This window comes from Priestia sp. AB (assembly GCF_028369225.1).
Taxonomy (GTDB): Bacteria; Bacillota; Bacilli; order Bacillales; family Bacillaceae_H; genus Priestia; species Priestia megaterium.
The window spans coordinates 252,627-269,306 of sequence record NZ_JAQMYN010000003.1 but is presented as its reverse complement, the minus strand read 5'-3'; the positions used below and the strand labels follow the sequence as shown (position 1 = coordinate 269,306).

General features: G+C 36.8%; 16 protein-coding genes. 14 read left to right on the top strand and 2 right to left on the bottom strand.

Features of this window, described 5'->3' with window-relative positions:
* Positions 1–34 precede the first annotated feature (34 nt).
* Genes POF52_RS11035 through POF52_RS11010 form a run of 6 tightly spaced genes read left to right on the top strand, consistent with a single transcriptional unit; the run spans position 35 to position 5,468 of the window.
* The gene (locus POF52_RS11035) at positions 35–820 is read left to right on the top strand and encodes a hypothetical protein (protein ID WP_271992608.1); all 786 of its coding nucleotides are present in this window, start codon (positions 35–37) and stop codon (positions 818–820) included.
* Positions 817–1,086 carry a PqqD family protein gene (locus POF52_RS11030; RefSeq protein WP_098590140.1) on the top strand — a complete coding sequence of 90 codons (270 nt, stop codon included), beginning with the start codon at positions 817–819 and terminating at the stop codon, positions 1,084–1,086. The genes POF52_RS11035 and POF52_RS11030 overlap by 4 nt, the downstream gene beginning before the upstream one ends.
* A gap of 28 nt (positions 1,087–1,114) precedes the next feature.
* Entirely contained in the window at positions 1,115–1,534 is a 420-nt protein-coding gene (locus POF52_RS11025) for a signal peptidase I (RefSeq protein ID WP_271992604.1), read from the top strand.
* 15 nt (positions 1,535–1,549) lie between these two features.
* Positions 1,550–3,361, top strand: coding sequence for an ABC transporter ATP-binding protein (locus tag POF52_RS11020; protein ID WP_271992602.1), 1,812 nt, complete (start codon positions 1,550–1,552; stop codon positions 3,359–3,361).
* A gap of 18 nt (positions 3,362–3,379) precedes the next feature.
* Positions 3,380–4,483: a nucleotidyltransferase domain-containing protein gene (locus POF52_RS11015; RefSeq protein ID WP_271992599.1), complete on the top strand. Its 1,104-nt coding sequence runs from the start codon at positions 3,380–3,382 to the stop codon at positions 4,481–4,483.
* A gap of 58 nt (positions 4,484–4,541) precedes the next feature.
* Positions 4,542–5,468: a metallophosphoesterase gene (locus tag POF52_RS11010; protein WP_271993104.1), complete on the top strand. Its 927-nt coding sequence runs from the start codon at positions 4,542–4,544 to the stop codon at positions 5,466–5,468.
* Positions 5,469–5,571: 103 nt separating this feature from the next.
* Here the strand turns inward: POF52_RS11010 and POF52_RS11005 are convergent, their stop codons facing one another.
* Positions 5,572–6,696 carry an FAD-dependent monooxygenase gene (locus tag POF52_RS11005; RefSeq protein WP_271992598.1) on the bottom strand — a complete coding sequence of 375 codons (1,125 nt, stop codon included), beginning with the start codon at positions 6,694–6,696 and terminating at the stop codon, positions 5,572–5,574.
* A gap of 331 nt (positions 6,697–7,027) precedes the next feature.
* Between POF52_RS11005 and POF52_RS11000 the strand changes: the two genes are divergently transcribed.
* The 8 genes from POF52_RS11000 to POF52_RS10965 all read left to right on the top strand — a co-directional run bounded on the left by POF52_RS11000 (position 7,028) and on the right by POF52_RS10965 (position 15,857).
* Entirely contained in the window at positions 7,028–7,423 is a 396-nt protein-coding gene (locus POF52_RS11000; RefSeq protein ID WP_013056903.1) for a CDI toxin immunity protein, read from the top strand.
* A gap of 222 nt (positions 7,424–7,645) precedes the next feature.
* Positions 7,646–8,422, top strand: a complete 777-nt coding sequence (locus POF52_RS10995) for an NUDIX domain-containing protein (RefSeq protein ID WP_057236878.1) — start codon at positions 7,646–7,648, stop codon at positions 8,420–8,422.
* Positions 8,423–8,493: 71 nt separating this feature from the next.
* On the top strand, positions 8,494–9,042 hold the full coding sequence (locus POF52_RS10990; protein WP_271992594.1) for a cysteine hydrolase family protein: 549 nt from the start codon (positions 8,494–8,496) through the stop codon (positions 9,040–9,042).
* Positions 9,043–9,065: 23 nt separating this feature from the next.
* Complete coding sequence (locus POF52_RS10985; RefSeq protein ID WP_034652448.1) at positions 9,066–10,535, top strand: nicotinate phosphoribosyltransferase; 1,470 nt, start codon at positions 9,066–9,068, stop codon at positions 10,533–10,535.
* A gap of 15 nt (positions 10,536–10,550) precedes the next feature.
* The gene (gene nadD, locus POF52_RS10980) at positions 10,551–11,231 is read left to right on the top strand and encodes a nicotinate (nicotinamide) nucleotide adenylyltransferase (RefSeq protein WP_074895842.1); all 681 of its coding nucleotides are present in this window, start codon (positions 10,551–10,553) and stop codon (positions 11,229–11,231) included.
* Positions 11,232–11,265: 34 nt separating this feature from the next.
* Entirely contained in the window at positions 11,266–12,087 is an 822-nt protein-coding gene (nadE, locus tag POF52_RS10975) for an ammonia-dependent NAD(+) synthetase (protein ID WP_013083029.1), read from the top strand.
* A 181-nt stretch (positions 12,088–12,268) separates the two neighbouring features.
* Positions 12,269–12,706 carry a S1 domain-containing RNA-binding protein gene (locus POF52_RS10970; protein ID WP_013056909.1) on the top strand — a complete coding sequence of 146 codons (438 nt, stop codon included), beginning with the start codon at positions 12,269–12,271 and terminating at the stop codon, positions 12,704–12,706.
* 739 nt (positions 12,707–13,445) lie between these two features.
* A complete protein-coding gene (locus POF52_RS10965; protein WP_271992591.1) occupies positions 13,446–15,857 on the top strand; it encodes a S8 family serine peptidase in 2,412 nt (803 codons plus the stop codon).
* A 38-nt stretch (positions 15,858–15,895) separates the two neighbouring features.
* Here POF52_RS10965 and POF52_RS10960 read toward each other — a convergent pair whose 3' ends face one another.
* Positions 15,896–16,672, bottom strand: coding sequence for a 3-hydroxybutyrate dehydrogenase (locus POF52_RS10960; RefSeq protein ID WP_176584695.1), 777 nt, complete (start codon positions 16,670–16,672; stop codon positions 15,896–15,898).
* Positions 16,673–16,680: the final 8 nt, after the last annotated feature.

The window sequence follows — 16,680 nt, the reverse complement described above, 5'->3', positions numbered from 1 at the left end:
CTGTTTTAAGAGAAATTGATTGAGGAGACGAATAATGAAGACGCTGCATGCAAAAATAGGGGATCACTATATTGATATTCAAACAGAATTTGATGATGTATGGAAAATAATTAATCAATATTTTTCATGTGTTAGTATAGCGGGAAACCAGCCGGATATTACGATTACAATCACAAATGGGTATGGTGTCTCTTTTAAAAATTATGAAGTCGCTATAGAAGAAAAACTCAATACAATTACTTTTAAAAGAGCAGATTATTTTATTGAAGTAGATTCAGAGTACAAATGGGCTAACGTAGCTATCCACGATGAGTTAGCTTTAAAGCATGCTCTTATGAACTTGTACAGTTCGTTTATTGTTTATCATAACTGGGGGATTCTCCTTCATTCATCGTGTGTTATTAACAATGATAAGGCACATATCTTTACAGGACCTTCAGGAGCCGGAAAGTCGACCGCGGCAAAGCTTTCAATGCCAAGGGAACTTCTTTCTGATGAAGCTACCATTTTAAAAATTACCGAAGAGAGTGTGATAGCTTTTAACTCGCCGTTTCGAAGTGAGTTAAAAGCCAAGGGAAGTGAAAAACCCACATCTTTAAAAAGCATTCAGCTATTACATCAGGCACTATCTAATCAACGGATAGAAGTAAAGAGAATAGAAGCGTTGATGAAGCTGATAGATAAAGTATTTTACTGGTCTTATAAACCTGAAGAAACGAAAAAAATAATGAGCCTGTTACAATTGTTAGTTAAACAAGTGCCAGTGTATGAGCTTCATTTTCAAAAAAATAATACATTTTGGGAGTTGATGTTATCGTGACAAGTTATATTCAAAAAGGCGAATATGAGGTAATGGAAATAGATTCAGAATGGGTGATTTTAAATTCGCACGCATACACAGTGACTACTTTAAACGAAGTAGGAGGCTACTGTTGGAAGGTAATAGAAAATAAAAAAACGCTTGCTGAAATTATTGAAGCTGTTGCAACTCATTATAGTACAGAAAGTGAATTAATTGAAGCAGATATACAGCAATTTTTAAATAAGTTAATTGATTACGGCCTTGTTAAACAGTATGCAAGCTAATGATAAGCAGGGGCATATATTAAAAGCTTTGATTGATCGGAATGGATCGCTTGAACTTCCCGCTGAAGGAATGAGTATGTATCCTCTTATTAAAAAAGGAGATATTTGCCAGTTTACTTCAATAAAGCATTCTCCGTTAAGAAGAGGGGATATTGTTTTATTTGAAAGTCCAGCTAATAAACTCATTGCTCATCGATTTTTAAACTGCGCTTATATTCAAGAAGAAGAATGTTATATTTTCAAAGGTGATACGAACTATGGGTTGGACGATCTTATTACGGGAGAAAAGATCATAGGGAAGCTTGTTGCTATTCAAAAAAAATCAGTTACTATTCAAGAAAAAAATGTAGCTGCTGTTTTATGGGGAAAGCTTATTCTTGCTTTTCCTATTCTATCAGTACTGTTACGGAAGTATATAAACTATCAAGAATGGAAAAAAGCAGATTGAAAGGAGGATGTCATCATGGTTAGTTTAAAAAGGATAAAGCAATTCGACATCCGCGAGTATATTTCTATTAAAGAGACAAAAAACATTGTTCAGTGGCTCTGGCCATATGTAAAGAAGCATAAAGGTGCTTATGTTGGACTGTTTGTTTTGTTATTTGTTGAAATTACTCTTACTTTAATATCTGCATGGTTTATTGGAAACATTACCGATGCGGCTGTTCATGGTAATTTTGAACGGCTTAAGTGGTTAGTGTCTATCGGTGTAGGGTTGTCAATAACAAGTATTACAGCTAATTTTATTGATACATATCTAGAAACGATTGCGGTCAATGCCGTCAAGCGAGACTTGAATTTGGATTTATATAAACACATTTTACTTTTACGAGAACGAGACGTCTCAAATTTGCATTCCGGCGAATTGTTGTCTCATTTCACTAACGATATACATAATGTTGAAGGTGTAATTGGACGAGGTTTAATCAACCTAGTTAGATTTCCAATCATTTCTATCGCTGCATTTATCTATTTAGTTCAAATTAATTGGAAATTATCATTATTAATTGTGCTCGTATCTCCTATTGCGATTGCTGGTGGAGCTATATTCGGGATTTTACTTCGAAATAATAGCCGCGTCATGAATGAATTAATTAGCAATATTATTAAAAAGCTGAATGATACGTTTCACGGCTTTACTGTGATTCGATCTTTTACATTAGAAAAGCTGTTCTATAGAGATTATAGACAAAAGAATGAACGGCTTTATTCATTGGAAATGAGAGAGGCAAAGTTAAGAGGCTGGTTTTATGCCGGAAGCGAGGCAGTTGGAGCCATTGCGTTTCTTATTAGCTTAATTATAGGTGCTTTTTTTGTAACAGATAAAATTATTACGATTGGTGCATTATTAACATTTATCAATCTTGTGAACCAATTGATTTCTCCATTGACAGGACTAGCTGGACAGTGGGCTGGCTATCAGCGGTCTGTTTCAGCGTTGGAAAGAATTACTAAACTATTGAATTACCCAACTCAAGCAAAGGTGCTGCCTCACTATACTTCCGCAATGCTTGTTCAAAAGGATATACAGGTTAGAAATCTCACATTTAGTTACGATGAGAACATGACTGTATTCAAAGATTTTAATCTATATATTCCTGCTGGCAAAGCAGTAGCGCTAGTTGGCCCAAGCGGCGCCGGAAAATCAACGCTCTTTAATTTGCTTCAACATTTTTATGAACCTCAATTTGGCACTATTGCTATTGATGGGCATCCAATTGACGAGTTAACCATTTCAGAACTAAGGAGTTCAATTGCGTATGTTCCTCAAGAGACATTTCTTTTTAGCGGTACGATAAAAGATAATTTAATGATAGCAAGACCCTTGGCTATGGAAGAAGAAATGATTAAAGCCGCTGTTCATGCAAATATTCATGATCATATCATGACGCTGCCTAACGGCTATGAGACACAAGTCGGAGAAAGAGGAGCTAAGCTGTCAGGAGGACAAAGACAGCGATTAGCCATTGCAAGAGCCATTTTAAAAGATGCGCCTATTCTTCTATTAGACGAAGCCACTTCAGCACTAGATAGTGAAACGGAATATTTGGTAAAAGAAGCATTGGACCGCTTAATGGCAAATCGTACGACTATCATGATTGCTCATCGTTTGTCTACAATTCAACATGCAGATCTCATTGTGGTGATGGATAAAGGAGAAGTTGTCCAAAAAGGCACCCATGAAGAGTTAATGAGACAAGGTGGAATGTACGGCAGATTACGTAAAGCACAAGAAATCAGTGAACAGAAGCCAATCATGCTGAAAGCTAGATAATAGGAAGGAAGAAGTGCTTTGCTTAATAAACTCATAACATACCTTTACAATTCTAACGCCGATTTACCAAGTCATGCTGATTTTTATTATGAAGTGCTCAAAGAGATTGAATTATATTTCATTTCGCCACAAGTCTACTCCTTATTGAAAGAAAAAGGAAATCTAGAAAACACTCCTTTATTTTTTCAAACAAGACTCAAGCAAAAATATCAAGAAACATTATATCAAAATTTATTTATTAAAAGTCAAACGGATCATATTATTCGAAAACTTGAAGAAGAACAGATAGAAGTAATACCTCTTAAAGGAGTTTACTTTGCTGAAAAGTATTTTGGTCATATAGGTGCTAGAGGAACTTCAGATATCGATATCTTAGTTAAAAGGAAAGATATCAATAAAGCAATAGAAGTGGTAAAATCCATGAATTTTGAAATTGAAGAAGAATTTATTCCTTCTCACTTTCACAGCAGTTTTAGTAAAGAAATTCCTGGATCCGCTATCCCATTAACAGTGGAAATTCATTGGGATATATTAAAGGAAAAAACCGCTAATTTCAACATTCAAGAGTTTTGGGATGAAGCAGTAAGCTTAGAAGGCTTTCAGTTTGTAAAGGCTTTATCCGACTATCATACGTTTTATATGATATGCCTTCACGGTTGGAGGCATAATTTAGATTCGCCTAAGCATTTTTTAGATATTATTCAAATGATTGATGTTGTAAAAGATAAGGTAAGCTACAGAACCCTCTTTAAGGATGCAAAGCGTCATCGAACATATAAAAGGATGGTTCGAACATTGTCCATCGTGTATAGCCAGTACAGCATGTTGGACGATATAAAAAAATTAAGTTCTATTGAAAATCAATTTAAGGATTCCATGCCTTTAACATTGGAACGAGAAAAGAAAGGAATCAAAAAATATTTTACCTTTATGAATTATCAATTTCTCAGCTATGATTCCATTCGGCACAGCTTAAGTGAAATGCGCACCTGGTTATTACCGAATAGGTTTGAAGTAACTTCTCAGTTAAAAGAGACATCAAGACAGTATTCTTACTTTTGTAGTTTAGTTATTTTATATAAGCAAAGATGTAAAAGTGTGGTAAAAGCTCTATGGTCTTAAGGTTCGTATTTATAGAGATTTTAATCTTCATATATTGGAGGGGATGCTAGTGAGAAAGATGAAAAGAAAAGTGATGGCAGCCTCTTTCTTTTTAATTGTTGTATTGATGGGATATACATTTTGGGATAATCAACGAATCACTATAGCTAAGCAAGACGTAATAATTGAAGATCTTCCTAAAGAGCTTGAAGGCTTTTCTATTGTTCAAATTACAGATTTACACGAAAAAGAATTTGGGGAAAATCAAGAAAGACTAATAAACGCTATTAATTCTATTCCTTATGATGCTATTGTTTTTACAGGTGACATGATGAAAAATAACAGTAAAAATGCCGTGCCGTTTTATACGTTAATAGAAGGTATTGAAAATAAACAACATGCTTTATTTGTACCCGGAAACACAGATCCTAAAAGCTATCGTACTTCTTCAGGTAATCTTGCAAAAAGTGAATTTATTGAAAATATGGAAAAGAAAGACGTCAGGTTGCTTGATTCCACGTATACAGTAAAGCGAGGAAACTTCCATGTCCAGTTTGTTAATTTTGAGTGGTCGTTAAAAACAGAGAATAAATCAAAAATCAATGAAAATTTTTTATCAAAGAACGAAAAGTATCCAAAAAAGGAAACCTCAGATCTTATTATTGGGTTGAATCACTTTCCATTAGTTGATTCTCACATCGATGCTCTTCTTAGAGATCCCAGCGTTACATTTAGGTATTACGATTTAATTATGGCTGGACATTATCACGGGGGGCAATTTCGTATCCCTTTTTTCGGCGCACTCTTTGTTCCGGAAGCTTGGTATGAAAAGAGCGGTCTGTTTCCTCCGCAAGACCGAGTTAAAGGACTGTGGGAATACAAACATATTAAGCAATATGTCAGTGCAGGATTAGGAAGCAATGGCCCCATCCCATTTTTGAATTTTCGGCTCTTTGACCCACCTGAAATCAACGTACTAACATTTAAAAATGGGAAAACTGAGTGAGAAATAATAAAAGTGTTGAGCGGAATTTGAACAATCTGCTTATAAATTATGAGGTTCATTAACAATAAAGCTACGCTCAACAAGGAGGTAGCTTCTTGTTAGTTTATTGAACAAGAGGAAGCCTTTTTTCTTCAGGCTTTAAAGGAACTGAAAAATTTTCTAAAAAAGAAGCTTCGGCCACGATTTGCTGTTCCTGCAAATCTTTTACTATTTTTCTTCTCGCATTTTCAAATTCTTTTAATTGTCCTGCTTCTAAGGAACCTTGAGAAATTAATTCAGGTAAAATCTGAGAAAGAACTTCAGCATCCATTATAGCAGCATTCATACCATATGCACCGGTTGGAGTCATGGTATGCGCGGCATCTCCTATGATTGCTAATCCATCTTTTACCCAAGTATTACAGCGAGAACTATAAACAGACAATAAAATGAAATCTTTCCATGAATGAAGGTTCTGCTCAATACTTTCTTTTAATTGAGGAAATGCCAGAATTAGCTGATCAAGAAAAGGCTGTACAGACTGCTTCTTTATAGAAGTATAGGACCCTTTTTTAATATTCCAGCCTATTTGAATAAAGCCGCCTGTCTGTGTAAACAGTGCCATTTGCTGATTGTTCACTACCGTAAAGCGAATAGTAGGCTCCCAATTGGCAGGTGCAGGAATTTTCGCCCAAAGCAAATCGTATCCATGATTGTGGATATTGTTTTTTATGTGCGCGAGTTTGCGAACAGTTGAATATCGACCATCTGCTCCAATAATGATTTTACTTTCAACTATTATTTCACCCCGGCCTTTTTGCTGAGCTTTTATTCCAGTATATTGTCCTTTTTCATTCTGCATTAGCTCTGTTACTTTTGTGCCCAGCATAAGCTTGTAGGAGGGGTGGATGCTTGCTTGGCTATTTATAGACTGAAGGAGATGCTGCTGTGGAACATGAATTCCTGCATGTCCAAGTTCAGATTCTATCGTTTTGAATACATGTCCATCCTTCCAGTATTCGACCCTAGACATTCGAAGGAGGCCTAAGCTTTCAATTTCTTCAAATATATGATGTTTCTTAAGAATCATTTCTCCATCTTCATTTAAATGTTCGCCTCGAAATTCTTTTCCAAGCTCATCAGATCTCTCTATCAGTATAGTTGATATATTTTGTTTAGCCAGTAGATAGGCCAGTAGAGCACCGCCTGGTCCGGCTCCTATTATACACACATCTGTTTGATAGTTCATTTTCTTCACCTTGTTTGTTATATGCAATTAAGTTACTTTTAGTAAGTATATTAACTTTTATAAATGTTAATGTCAACTTTTTTATAGCTTTTCTTCTATGAAATTCGCTCTTTGGACAAAACACAAATAAGGTTTTACATAATCAAAGTCAAAGATTAAGTTTTATGGTAAACTAAAATACACAAATTATTTTGAATAATTTGTATAAAAAGGTGAAATTTCAAAATTGTTAAGAAAAAGCACGGTTGGAAAGCTGCAGGATTTTTAGCAAGAAGAGTAGAGATCGTCCCTGAAAATTCTAGCAAACTCCAATTTCGACTGGAGGATGATTATGACAAAAGTAGAACATTATATTCAAACATTGGGTAACAGTGCAGATTTGCTAACAAAAAGGCAGACAAGCATTTACTTCGAAAAACTTTCAAACACCTTTCCTTTTTTAACAATCATGCAAATTAATTGGAGAAAAGTACTAATTAAAAAGTCCACCCGGCATATTGAAGAAATCAAAAAATGGCTTCAAGAGATGAATATAAAAGAACATCAGGTTGTTTTATTCTGGAAACGAGCAACTAAAGCTGTAAGCGTCGATTTAGCTCAGGCTTTACTGTTTTTTCAACAAACAGCTGATCTGACAGAAGAAGCATTTATTTACTGTCCGTCTGTTGACTATGTAATTGAGTATTTTAAAGACGGTAAAATGATGATTGGTTTAGCAGCACGCTAATTAAAGGGAAAAAAAGCTGAGGGAGGAGGCAAATTAGAACTTCTTCACTCAGCTTTTTATGCATATAAAATCTAAAAAATACGAAACATAACGTTATTTACAACATAAATTACCTTCTCTTTATAATTAGTGGGAAAAGTATTGACATTTTCCATAAAACAAATATAATTAACATTAATCATATTGTTAATTGTAAAAAAGAGCGATCAGGAGAAATGATGAATGTCGAACAATAAAGCAATGACGAATCAAACGAAAAAAGAATACCCTAAACCCTATGGCTATACGTCAGATATTGCTGTATTTACGATTGTGACGGAAGAAAAAGAACCCTACAAACCACCTAAAATGAGTTTGAAATTAATGCTTATCCAACGAGCAATGGTGAATGCAGAGGGAGAGAAGAACAGCGAAGCAGGAAAGTGGGCGCTTCCCGGCGGATTTGTCCATCCTGATGAATCAGCTTTTGAAGCGGCTAAAAGAGAGCTCGAAGAAGAAACGGGCGTAAAGGATATTCATTTAAAACACTATGGTGTCTATGATGAGCCTGGCAGGGACGATAGAGGATGGGTCATTACAAACGCACATTATGCAATCGTTCCAGAAGATAGTCTAATAAAGCGAAAAGCGAATGATGATGCTGCTCGAGTTGAGTTGTTTAAAATAGATGAAATTTTTTCATTGCCTTTAGCTTTTGATCATGAAATCATCATTCGAGACGCAATCAAGGAAATTAAGAAAGATTTATTGCAAACGACCATTGCCCAGAAATTTCTGCCTTCTCAGTTTACATACTCTGAGCTGCAGGCTGTGCTGCTTACCGTAACGGATGATGCAGCGATTAAAAGTGATCAGGCCTTTGCACGAAAAATAAGAATGCTGCCATTTATTGAAGAAGTAGACGGAAAAACAACGACGAGAACGTCTAAAAAACCAACAAAGCTCTACCGGTTTGTTGAAATGAATGTGATGAAGCCAATCTATACAGCACGCTATTAAAAGAAAAACTTCCAATTCAAATAATTAACAATATGTTAACTGTTAATTTTTACATATGAGGGGGAAACATAATGAAAAAAGCACTGATTAACATCGATTATACAAATGATTTTGTAGCTGAAAACGGAGCTTTGACATGCGGAGAACCAGGGCGACAAATTGAAACATTTATAAGCGATATTACGCGTCAATTTATTGAGCAAAACGAGTATGTGGTGTTCGCCATTGATTTTCATAAAGAAAATGATTCCTTGCATCCAGAATCAGCGCTGTTTCCGCCTCATAATGTTGAAGGCTCTGCAGGAAGAGAGCTATACGGAAAGTTAAATGATTTATATAATGTGTATCAATCACAGGCAAATGTAGAATGGATGAATAAAACGAGATACAGCGCATTTGCTGGAACAGATCTGGAGATTAAACTGCGAGAAAGACAGGTTACCGATGTCTACTTAGCAGGTGTATGTACGGATATTTGTGTACTTCATACAGCAGTAGATGCCTATAATAAAGGATTTACTATTTATATTTATGAAAAAGCCGTAGCGAGCTTTAATCAGAAAGGCCATGAGTGGGCGCTTGAACACTTTAAATCTTGCCTCGGAGCAGAAATTATTTAAGGACATAAAAGTGGAGGAAATCAATGAATATGTTTACAGATGACAGCGTAATGCTACACACCGATTTATATCAAATTAATATGGGAGAAACGTATTGGGAAGATAACATTCATCAAAAGAAGGCTGTTTTTGAAGTTTTCTTCCGCAAACTTCCTTTTGGAAATGGCTATGCTGTTTTTGCTGGATTAGAAAGAATTATTGAATATATTAAAGCATTTAAATTTAGCGAATCAGATTTAACCTACTTGCACGAAGAATTAGGTTTTAAAGAAGATTATTTAGCTTACTTAAAAGACCTTACGTTTACTGGAACGATTCGATGTATGCGTGAAGGTGAGCTTGTATTTCATAATGAACCAATTTTACGCGTAGAAGCACCATTAATTGAAGCTCAGCTCGTAGAAACAGCGATTTTAAATATTGTGAATTACCAAACGCTGATTGCAACGAAAGCAGCTCGAATCAAACATGTAGTAGGAGATCAAGTGGCAATGGAATTTGGAACACGCCGCGCTCAAGAAATGGACGCTGCCATTTGGGGAACAAGAGCAGCCTATATTGGCGGATTTAGTGCTACTTCTAACGTGCGAGCAGGAAAGAAATTTGGAATTCCAGTGGCAGGAACGCATGCTCATGCGATGGTGCAAGCTTATAAAGACGAATACATTGCATTTCATAAATATGCTCGTCGCCATAAAAACTGCGTGTTTCTAGTTGATACGTACGATACGTTAAAATCAGGAGTTCCTAACGCCATTAAAGTAGCAAAAGAATTAGGCGATAAAATTAATTTTACAGCGATTCGCTTAGACAGCGGCGATTTAACATATTTGTCTAAAAAAGCTCGTCAAATGTTAGATGAAGCAGGGTTTACAGAGACAAAAATTGTTGCTTCCAACGATTTAGATGAAGATACGATTATGCATTTAAAGTCGCAAGGGGCACAAATAGACATGTGGGGGATTGGTACTAAGCTCATTACTGCGTATGATCAGCCCGCGCTTGGTGCAGTGTATAAACTCGTTTCTATTGAAGGAGAAAATGGCGAGATGATGGATACGATTAAAATTAGCGCAAATCCTGAAAAAGTGAGTACACCAGGATTAAAGCGCGTATATCGTATTATTAATAATTTGAACGGGAAATCTGAAGGGGATTATATCACGATGGAAGACGAAGATCCTCAAAGCGAAGAACGTTTAAAAATGTTCCATCCTGTTCATACGTTTATCAGTAAATTCGTCACAAATTTTGAAGCAAAAGAACTCCATCATGATATCTTTGTAAATGGAGAGCTTGTGTATGAAACAGAAGAACTTCAGGAAATTCAGCAGTACGTAAAAGATAATTTAGAGCTGCTTTGGGATGAATATAAGCGCACGCGCAATCCTGAAGAATATCCAGTAGATTTAAGCGAAAAATGTTGGGAAAATAAAACGCGTCAAATTGCGTACGTAAAACAAAAAGTAGCAGAAGCCCTAAATAAAAAATAGTAGGGAGCTGGAGACATGTCAAATACGCTTGCTTATTTTCAACAGCTAAACCCTGATAAAAAAATAGATAAGCTTTTAGAAAAAGGAGCGAAAATTGGTATTTATGGTTCTTCTTTTGATCCGGTTACCAATGTTCACCTTTGGACGGCATCAACGGTTGCGCATCGAAAGAAGCTAGATGCTATTATCTTTTTGCCTTCATCGCACAAACGAACAGATAAAAAGCTCCAGACGTTGGATGAGCACCGTGTAAATATGGTTAGCTTAGCGATTAAAGATAACCCAAAATTTTTGCTCGATACGTATGAGCTAGACGTATTGCCCGGCTATCATTACACATACTACACTATGGAGCACTTTAAAAAATTGCTTCCACACGCTGATTTATTTTTTATTATGGGAGCCGACTTATTGCAAGATATTGGTGAAGGCAAGTGGAAGAAAGCAGATGAACTTATTAGTAAAAACCAGTTTATCATCATGGCAAGAGAGGGAATAGACATGTTGAAAGCTATTAGTCATTCTCCTTTGCTTCGAAATTATGACGACGGCCGGTTTCAGCTTCTTGATAAAGGGCTGGCGATGGAAATCAGCTCTACTTATATTCGTCAAGAATTTGCCCGGGGCGGAGAACCAAGATATTTAATGCCTGATCTCTGTTATTTTTATAGTAAAAAACATGGACTGTATCAGTAAGAAATCTACATATAATGGAAGGAGAGCATGTATCATGTCAGACATGCAAGAAAAAATAAGAAAAGAGCTACATGTGAAATCTGAAATTGATCCAGCACAAGAAATTCGTGCCCGCGTTGATTTTCTGAAAAGCTACCTAAAGTCAGCAAATGCAAAAGGCTTTGTATTAGGTATAAGCGGGGGGCAGGACTCTAGCTTAGCTGGACGATTAGCACAGATTGCTGTAGACGAATTGCGAAAAGAAGAATATGAAGCAAAATTTGTAGCCGTTCGCTTGCCTCATGGCACGCAGCATGATGAAGCGGATGCGAAGGCGTCACTAGAATTTATTAAACCTAATGAAACATATACGTTTAATATTAAAAACACGGTGGAAGCATTTGAAAGTTCGTTTACAGGTGCGACAGATATAGCCCTGTCTGATTTTCATAAAGGAAATGTCAAAGCACGTACGCGTATGATTGTACAGTATGCAATCGGAGGAGAAAACGGCCTTTTAGTTATCGGAACCGATCATGCAGCAGAAGCAGTAACAGGCTTTTTTACGAAATACGGAGATGGCGGAGCAGACGTGCTGCCTCTAACAGGACTAACAAAACGTCAAGGAAAAGCATTGCTAAAAGAATTAGGTGCAGATAAACGATTGTATGAAAAAGTACCAACAGCTGACTTGTTAGATAATAGTCCTGGTCAATCTGATGAAACGGAACTAGGAATTTCTTATGATGAACTAGACGATTATTTGGAAGGAAAAGAAGTATCACAAGAAGCCGCTGAAAAAATTGAACAGCGCTATCGTATTACTGAACATAAACGTCAGTTACCGGCTAGCATGTTTGATGAATGGTGGAAATGAGAGAAATGCCCATATTAGGTATATCTAATATGGGCATTATTTTGACTGATTTCTTTCATAAACTAAAAAAGAGGCGGAAAAAGTGCAATTTAACAAATTGTTTTCTCATACACACTTTGTTATTCTTACGCACTTTGGTATAATAAAGTGCTTTTAATATTATTGAGGAGGAACATTTTTTATGGCAGTTGAAGTAGGTAGCAAGGTACAAGGTAAAGTAACAGGTATTACTAATTTTGGAGCATTTGTAGAATTACCTGGAGGTCAAACTGGGCTTGTACATATTAGTGAGGTAGCTGACAGCTATGTAAAAGATATTAATGACCATCTTAAAGTTGGTCAAGAGATTGAAGTGAAAGTCGTTAATGAGAAAGACGGAAAAATTGGATTATCGATTAAAAAAGCAATAGATAAACCTGAAAGACCCTCATCTTCTTATTCACAACGCCCGCCACGTCAGGCAAGAAATAATGATAATCGTTCTAAAAGCAACTTCCAACCAAAGGAAAACTTCGAACAAAAAATGGCGCGTTTCTTAAAAGATAGTGAAGATAATTTATCTACACTAAAACGCAGCACTGAATCAAAACGAGGTGGCAGAGGCGGAAGACGCGGATAAATCCCTTCCAGTTTAACTACTTTATTATATAGCTGAAGCAAGCCAATAAAAATTGGCTTGCTTCTTTTTTGTAATAGCTTAAGTGCATGCGCTAGAAGAGTAAAGAGAAGGTTAGGTACTTACTTAGTTGTAAAGTAGATGCCAATAGTGACAAGAGATGAGAGAAGATCAAGGATGAGTAGGATGAAATTTAAATCTATCATAATCATGCCTCCCTTTGTGCGAGCGTTGACGTTAGTATCTGCAAGATCTCCCTTTATTATTCTTAATTTTTTAAAATTTCATTTAATTAAGTGTATATTTTATATTAAATTAAACTATGTTCTAAATAATAATTTATAAAATAAAAAGCACTTATAAGAACAATTTTCTTAAAATAATAAAAAACCTTATAAGTAACCGAAGAGAAAGTAGGGATGAGTCCCTCATAAAAATAGCTAAATTAACAGAAATTCGTCAGTATTCTTGTATATTCATCTAATCTCTTCATAATTTTAGGAATAAAAAAGTTACGGAAAGACGAGAAACAGACAAAATCCTTCATTTTTTGAGTATTAGTGCTTAATTTGCACGAATATATAAAATGATTCCATAGACTCAAGGATTTTATAGTAATATATAGAACTTCCATACTATTCTAGTTTTTAGCTCACAAGCTAAGCAAAAGATTCGTATGTTCCGGGGATGAAGGCATACATAGTAGCACGAAGTATAGAGAGAAATGGAGAGGGAAAAAACAATGAAAAAAGTATCAATTCGGTCTGTATTAAGTACAGTAGCATTTTCGGTTGCTTTATCTTCTTTTGCAATGGGAGCATCCGCCAACGGAAATTCAAAACCGGCGCTTGAACCATCTTTAGTTAAAATTCAAGGAGACTATAACTTAAAATCAGCCAAAAAAGTAAAAGTTATTGTGGAGTTAAATGAAGAGTCTGTAGCGGAAGCAAAGAAAAAAGGAGTAGCGCAAAGTAAAGGAAAGATTAAAAAAGCGCGTGACGAAGTGAAAAAAGAGCTTTCAAAAGCTTCTAAAACTTCAAAAGTAAAGCGTGAATATGACCAAGTGTTTTCGGGGTTTTCAGCGGAACTTCCGGCTAATGACCTTGAAAAAGTAGCAAGTTTACCGGGAGTAAAAGCTATTTACCCAAGCGTTGAATATCATACAACAGAAGTGAAATCGAAAGAAGTGAGCGCCGAAGAATACGGTTCTGAAATGGATAAAAGCATTTACTATGTAGGAGCAGATCAAGCGTGGAAATCAGGATATACAGGCAAAAATATGACCGTAGCCGTTATCGATACAGGCGTTGATTACGACCACCCAGATTTAAAGCCAGCGTTTGAGAAATATAAAGGATGGGATTTTGTAGATGATGACAAAGATCCTCAAGAAACGCCTGCTGGAGATCCAAAAGGCGAAGCAACAACGCATGGAACGCACGTAGCAGGAACAATTGCAGCAGACGGGAAAATTAAAGGGGTAGCTCCTGATGCTCATTTACTTGCTTATCGTGTACTAGGTCCAGGAGGAACGGGTACAACAGAAGACGTGATCGCCGGTATTGAACGTGCGGTAGAAGACGGAGCTGATGTAATGAACCTGTCGCTTGGAGATACGATTAATAATCCGGACTTGGCAACGAGTATTGCATTAGATTGGGCAATGGAAGAAGGAGTAGTTGCCGTTACGTCAAATGGAAACAGTGGACCAGCTAACTGGACAGTAGGGTCTCCGGGAACGTCTCGTGAAGCTATTTCAGTGGGGGCAACTCAGCTTCCTTACAATTTGTATAAAACGACATTAACTGTAGATAACGCAAGCTATGCTTCAGCTGAAGTAATGGGCTTTCCAAATGACAAGGCGCTACTGGATGCAAGCGGTAAAAAGTATGAATTTGTACCTGTCGGACTCGGTAAACCAGAAGACTTTGAAGGAAAGGATGTAAAAGGAAAAGTAGCAGTTATTTCTCGCGGCGACATTGCGTTTGTAGATAAAGTTGATAATGCGAAAAAAGCCGGTGCTGTGGCAACGGTGATTTACAACAACGTAGAAGGAACAATCCCTGATATTCCAGGCACATCTTTGCCAAGTATTCGCCTATCAAAAGCCGATGGACAAGCTTTGGCAGCTTCTTTAGCAAAAGGATCCGTTACGGGCTCTTTTACTGCAACATTTGATCAGACAGTTGATGAAACAATGGCTGACTTTTCATCTCGCGGACCGGTTGTTGATACATGGATGATTAAGCCGGATATTTCGGCACCGGGAGTCGATATTATCAGCACAGTGCCAACCAATGATCCAAGCAACCCTCATGGATATGGATCAAAGCAAGGAACAAGTATGGCAGCACCCCACGTAGCAGGAGCAGCAGCGTTAATTTTACAGGCGCATCCAAATTATAAAGTAGAAGATGTAAAAGCATCTTTAATGAACACAACCGAACTGCTTCGTGACCGCAACGGGCTGGTTTACCCTCATAATACGCAAGGTGCAGGAAGCATGCGCGTAGTAGATGCAATTAAAGCAAAAACGCTTATTACACCAGGAAGTCACTCGTACGGCGTCTTTTATAAAGATAAAGGGAAACAAGTAGAAAAACAAAGCTTTAAGATTAAAAATCTATCAAATCACAGTCAAAAATACTCGGTCAAAGTAAAATTTAAGAAAAGCCATCAGGCAATTGACGTTAAATCAACAAATGATTTAGTTGTTAATGCAGGAAAAACGCAAAAAGTAAACCTGAATGTAAAAGTAGATGCAGGGAAATTATCTCCTGGCTATTACGAAGGGACAATTACCGTAAGTAACAATAAAGAAACGTACGATGTTCCAACCATCTTATTTGTAAAAGAGCCGGATTATCCTCGCGTTACTTCTGCGTATGTAGATGTACTAGGAAATGGCTCATTTGAATACGGCAGTTATTTACCAGGCGGAGCAGAGAAGCTTAGCTATTACATTTACGATGCAACATTAGAAAAAGGGGAATTGTTAAGTTCGTATACGAATGTAGAAAAAGGATTCTCTAGCGCAACGTGGGACGGAAAGATTAATGGTGAAACTCTTCCAGCGGGAACGTATTATTTATACGCAGAAGCAGTAAAAGCAGGTCAGACGACAGGTTCTTTAGGAGAATTCGAAATTAAATAAATAAAAAAAGAGTGCCAGTCTAACTGACACTCTTTTTTTTATTGAGCCGTATATCCACCATCGATCACAGCAGCTTGGCCGGTTACGCCTTTTGCTAAATCACTTGCTAAAAACATTGCATAATCTGCAATTTCATCAACTGCAAGCAAGCGCTTTTGAGGAACAAGAGGATAAATGACTTCTTCTAGTACTTTTTCAAGCGCTACATTTCGCGTACGTGCCAAATCTTTTAATTGATTTTGAACAAGCGGCGTATCAACATAACCAGGGCAAATCGCATTTACCGTAATGCCGTGCTCTGCACCTTCAAGAGCAGCCACTTTCGTTAAGCCAATCACGCCGTGCTTAGCGCTGTTGTATGCCGCTTTTCCTGAGAAACCAATCAAACCGTTAATGGAAGACATGTTCAAAATGCGGCCGAATTTTTGCTTTTTCATAATAGGAAACGCATGCTTAGTCGCAACAAAAGGTGCAACAAGCATAATTTTCGTTAAAAGTTCAAATTTTTCAGTAGGAAATTCTTCGAGCGGGGAAACAAATTGCATGCCAGCATTGTTAATTAATACATCAAGGCGGCCATATGTTTCAACCGTTTGAGCAATCATTTGTTCAATATCACTTTCATTTGTCACATCTGCTTTAATGCCTAATGCTTCGTAGCCTTTTGCCTTCAATTTGTCTGCTGCTTTCTTAACGCCATTTTCATTTAAGTCAGTTAAGACAACAGTCGCGCCGTCTTCAGCAAAGCGCTCACCAATTTGATAACCAATACCTTGAGCTGCACCTGTAATTAACACAATTTTGTTTTCAACCATCGTTTTTT